At 75.9% G+C, this 5,344-nt stretch carries 2 protein-coding genes; both read left to right on the top strand.

The genetic code is table 11. The features are described from left to right. A partial coding sequence (locus MNZ39_RS23090; RefSeq protein ID WP_242341442.1) for a translocation/assembly module TamB domain-containing protein occupies positions 1-3,607 on the top strand: 3,607 nt, incomplete at its 5' end. Positions 3,608-4,281: 674 nt separating this feature from the next. Beyond that, positions 4,282-5,344, top strand: a 1,063-nt coding sequence (locus MNZ39_RS23095) for an HNH endonuclease (protein WP_242341443.1), incomplete at its 3' end; no start/stop codon positions are given.

Raw genomic sequence — 5,344 nt, forward strand, 5'->3', positions numbered from 1 at the left:
CGGGCCGGGGCGCGGCGACGCCGCGGTCGCGCTGCGCCTCGCCGGTCCGCGCGCGCTCGGCTTCGTCGTCGCCGTCGACCGGCTCGATCCCTCCGGCCTCCACGCGGCGGCGCCCGCCGGCGAGGTGACGCTCTCCGGGCGCGGCGCGCTCTCGGGCAGCGGGCTCGAGGACCTCCGGGGGGACGCGGTCGTCTCCATCGCCCGCTCGCGGCTCCGCGCGGGCGAGCTCGGGCCGGGCGAGCTCGTCGCGCGGGCCGAGGGCGGCGCGTACGACGTGCGCCGGCTCACGCTGCGCGCCCCCGGGCTCGCGCTCGACGGCGGGCTGCGCTGGCGCCCCGGCGGCGCGGTCTCCGGGAAGCTCACGGCGGACGCCGCCGATCTCGGCCGCGCGATGCGGAACCTCGGCGCGCTCCTCGGAGCGAAGCTCCCCGCGCTCTCCGGCAGGGCGCGGGTGGAGGCGGCGCTCACGGGGACCGAGCGATCCCCGGTGCTGCGCGCGACGGCCGACGCCCCGACGCTGCGCCTCGGCGAGCTCGCGCTCCGCGGCGTGCGGCTCGAGGCGGACGCCGCCGGGCCCCTCCGGCGCCCGGTGGTGCACCTCGCCGGGACCGCCGCGGCGGTGCGCTCGGGGAGCGACGACGTCGCGCGCGGCGTGGTGCTGAGCGCGCGGCTCGAGAAGGACGAGGCGGTCGTGTCGGCGACCGCGTCGCTGCCGGCCGTCGGCGACCAGCCGCTCGCGGTCGAGGCCCGCGGCACGCTCGGCCCGCGCCGGGACCGCGTCCTCGTCTCGCGCCTCGCGCTCGCGTACCCGGGCGCCCGCTGGGAGCTCACGCAGCCGGCGACGGTCCGGTTCGCGGGTCCCGCGGTGGACCGGCTGGAGCTCGTCTCCGGCGAGCAGCGCGTCGCCGTCGAGGGAGGGCTCGGCGCGCGCGGGACGCTCGACGCGCGCGCGGACCTCGTCCGCGTCGACCTGACGCGCCTCCCGCCCGGCGTCATCCCGCGCGGCCTCGGCGTCGCCGGGAGCCTCACCGCCGGGGCGCGGGCGACCGGCACCACCCGCCGGCCCCTGCTCGACACCCGCTTCGAGCTCTCGGGCGGCGCGGTGCGCGGCCTCGCTGGCCTCGACGCCACGGGCACCGCGAGCTGGGACGGGAAGGGGCGACGGGCCGCCGTCTCGGTCGCGGTGCAGCGGGCGGGCGGCGGCGCCGTGGACGTCACCGCGGACCTGCCGTTGCCCCTCGACCGCTCGCCGGCGGCGCGGCTCTCGGCGCGGGTGCGGGTGGAGGCGCTCCCGGTCGCCCCCGTGCTCGCGGCCGCGGGCGCCGCCTCGTCCCTCGAGGGGATCGCCGCGCTGGACGTGACGGTGGAGGGGACGGCCGGCGCGCCCCATCTCACCGCCCAGGGGTCGCTCGAGGGCGGGTCGTACGGCGACATCGGCCCGTTCGCGATCTCGCTCACGCTCGAGGACCCGGGGGAGCGGGCCGCGCTCCATGCCAGCGCGACCTACGGCGGGGCCCCGGCGCTCGCCCTCGACGCGGCCGCCCCGCTCGATCTCTGGGAGCTCGTCGCCCGTCCCGCCGACGCGGTCGCCGCCCTTCGCAGGGCGCCCGTGGAGGTGAGCGCCGTCGTCCCGAGCTTCGACGTCGCGGCGCTCGCCGGGGTGCTCGGCCTCCCCGAGGAGCTCCAGGGCACGCTCGACGCGCGGGCGACCCTCACGGGCACCGCCAGCGCGCCGCGCGGGAACGTGACCGTCGGGCTCGCGCACGCGGTGCTCGCGGGCTACCGCGAGGTGGGCGCGACCGTCGGGGTCGCGCTCGACGCGGCGCGGGTCGGCGTCACGGGCCAGGTCACGCTCGGCTCAGACGCGCTGCTCCGGCTCGACGGATCCCTCGCGGCCCCCCTCGAGCGGCTCCTCGCCGCCGAGCGTTTGCGGAGCACGCCGCTCACGCTCGACGCGGTCGTCCCGCGCGTGCAGCTCGCCCGGGCGGCGGGCGCGGACGTGCCGCTCGCGGGCGTCGTCGAGGGGCGCGTGTCGGCGGGAGGGACGCTCGCGGCGCCGGTGGTGCGAATCGATCTCGGCGGGAGCGGGATCGCGGTGGACGGGCGGCCGCTCGGCGAGGTCTCCGTGCGCGCCACCCACGAGCGGGCGCGCACCGAGGCGCACGTCGCGCTCCGCGCGGCGGCGGGCGGGACGATGGAGGCGAGCGGCGTGCTCGAGGCGCCGCTCGGGCTCGGCGCCGGCGGGCCACCCCTGCGCTCGGCGCCGCTCGACGCGCGGGTCGTCTCGACGGGGCTCGACCTGGGAGTCCTGCCCGCGCTCCTGCCGGGCGTCGTGCGCAGCGCCTCCGGGAAGCTCACCGCCGACGTCACGGCGCGAGGCCCGCTCGGCCGGCCGCGACCGCGCGGCAAGGTCCTCCTCGCCGACGGGAAGCTCGCGATCGCCGAGTACGGGGAGTGGACCGGCGTCCTGCTCGACCTCGAGGTGAACGACGACGCGCTCGAGCTGCGCCGGCTCTCCGCGCAGCGGGGCCGCGGACGGCTCGAGGTCTCGGGGTTCGCGCACGACCTCGCGTCGGCGAGCTCTCCGGTCGAGGCGCACCTCCGGGCCGAGACGCTCACCGTGACGCGGGACGGGCAGGAGCTCGCGAACCTCGACCTCCGCGCCGACGCGACCGGGACCTACACGGCGGACGCCTTGCGGCTCGAGGTGAAGGTCCCGGGCGGCACCGTCCGCCTCCCGTCGCGGACCCCGCGCACGCTCCAGCCGCTCGAGCAGCGCGACGACATCGTCGTCGGCCGGCGCGCCATCCGCGAGCGCCGCAAGCGCGCCGAGGCCGCGGCGGAGGTCGCAGCCGGGGCCCCGGCCGCGCCGCGGGCGAAGCCCTTCACGCTCGCCGTGCACGTCGTCGCGCCCGGCCAGCTGTTCGTGAAGAGCGACAGCCCTCTCGAGAACGTCGAGCTGAAGGCGGACGTGCGCTACGAGCTCGCCGGCGCGGGCTCCTACGCCTCGGGGGAGGTCTCCGTCGTGCGCGGGTTCGTGGAGCCGATCGGCGGCCGCCACTTCGACATCACGCGCGGCCGGGTCCAGTTCACCGGCGGTCCGCCCGCCGCGGCGATGCTCGACGTCGAGGCGACCTACGACAACCCCGAGGCGGTCGTGACCGTGGCCGTCGCCGGCCCGCTGAGCGAGCCCGAGATCCGGCTCTCCTCGAAGCCGCCGATGGACGAGGGGCAGATCGCGATGCTCATCGCGACCGGCCGCACCGAGATCAAGCGCGGCTCGGGAGAGGTCGGCGCGCTCACCGGCGAGGAGGCCGGCAAGGCCGCCCTCGGCGCCGTCGCCACCCAGGCGTTCAAGAACCTGGTCGCCCAGAAGCTGCCCCTCGACACCGTCGCCCTCGACTCCGGCGCGCTGCGCGCCGGGAAGTACGTCACCGACAAGGTCTACATCGGCTACGTGCGGCGGTTCGACGCGAACGTCGAGCGCGGCGAGAACGAGAACGAGATGCGGGTCGAGTACCGCATCACGCCGCGCTGGACGGCGGAGGGGCGCTACGGCACGTCGGGATCGGGCGGCGCGAGCCTCGTCTGGTCGAAGGACTACTAAACGACAGTTCGTGATTCGCGATCACCTTCGGTGACGCGAATCACGCTGTCGTTTAGCCATGTTCGAACGGGGGCTGCGCCCTCATCATTCGTCACAAGTGCGGGTACTCGCCGGACGAGCGGCGGGTGTTTCGACCACGGCTCCCGTGCGCATGGCGGATTCGGGGCATCGACGGGGTCGGCGCAGCGCTCGTGCTCGACCCCGATGAACGCGGGAAGGCGTCGGAGCAGGCGAGCGTCTCGCCGTATCGAAACCGGGCCCAGCGACGGCGTGACTTCGCGCGGGGAGCTCGCGGACTTCTCGACGGCGCCTCCGCAGCTCGCCCCGAAGCACGCCCTGGAGCGTCGCGGAAGTCGACCGTATTCACCCTGGGTGTCAACTATCGCCAGCGGTAGTGCCGGTCGGTGCCGCGGCTCTTCTCGCGACGAGGCAAGACGTCCCAGATGCGGTGGGTGAGACATTTCCCATTGACGCATTTTCGCTTCAATCGCGCTCGGCATATGAGTAGGCGCGGGAGGGCCGCTCTCGCGCACGCTTCTCGCGCGTGAAGCGCGTGCCGATCGCCTTGGGGCAACGACGAGGGTTCGCCGGAGAACGCCGCGCAGGCGCGAGCCTGGAGCGTCTCCGGAGCTCCGGAAATCGCGTGTTACGAAGGGTGTACTGGAGGTCACCCCATGTCCGCGCTCGCCCCCGCTTCTCTCGAGTCGAACGTTCTCGCCCTGCGCCTGCGCGAGCTCGCCGGAGAGGAACGAAAGGTCCAGGTCGACTTCCTCCTGCACCTCGACGAGTTCGATCGGCGCCGCGCCTTCGTCGAGGTCGGCCATGCGTCCCTCTGGGCCTATTGCCTGGAGGCGCTCCACCTGCGCGAGGGCGCCGCTGGCCGGCGCATCCAGGCGATGCGGGTGCTGCGCCGCTTCCCGATCCTCGAGGCTCCGCTGCGGGATGGGCGCCTTTGCCTATCCACCGTGGCGCTCCTCGGCCAGGTGCTCACCGAGGAGAACGTGGACGATCTCCTCGCTCGCGCCGCCTTCCGGACGCGGGCCGAGGTCGAGCACCTCGTCGTCTCCGTCCAGGCCCGCACCGCTCCGCGCGCAGGCGTCCGCAAGCTGGCCGAGCGCGCGCCCGCCGCAGCGAGCGCATCGCTACCGCTCCCGGCGTCCGATGCAGGGGCCGAGGCGGCGCCAGTGGCCAGCCCTGCTGAGCCGACCGTCGGCCCGGACCCCACCGCCGGCTCGCTGCCGGCGCCCCCGCCCACGGTCGCGCAGCCGAAGCGAAGGGCCGAGACGCTCGCCGTCTCGGAGACGCATTGGTCGCTCCGGGTCACCCTCGACCGCGCCTGCAAGGAGGACCTCGAGACGCTCCGGTCGCTTCTGTCGCACAAGGTCCCGGATGGCGACCTCGCGGCGGTGCTCCACGAGGCCATCCGCTGCGCCATCCAGAAGCACGGCAAGCGCAAGGGCGCGGTCGCGCCGGAGCGGAAGACGAAGGGAGCGAAGCAGGCCGGGACGACGAAGGCCGCCGCGACGAAGAAGACCGCGGGGAAGCCGCCGGCTGCGAGGACCACGATCCCGGCGATAGTGCGCCGCGCGGTGTGGACGCGCGATGGCGGGCGCTGCGCCTGGGTCGGCCCGGACGGCTGCCGCTGCAACAGCCGCTGGAAGCTCGAGCTCGACCACATCCAGCCCGCCGCCCTCGGGGGACCGCCCACGGTCGAGAATCTTCGGCTCGCCTGCCGAG

The sequence above is a fragment of the Anaeromyxobacter sp. SG66 genome, assembly GCF_022690805.1.
Lineage (GTDB): Bacteria > Myxococcota > Myxococcia > Myxococcales > Anaeromyxobacteraceae > Anaeromyxobacter > Anaeromyxobacter soli.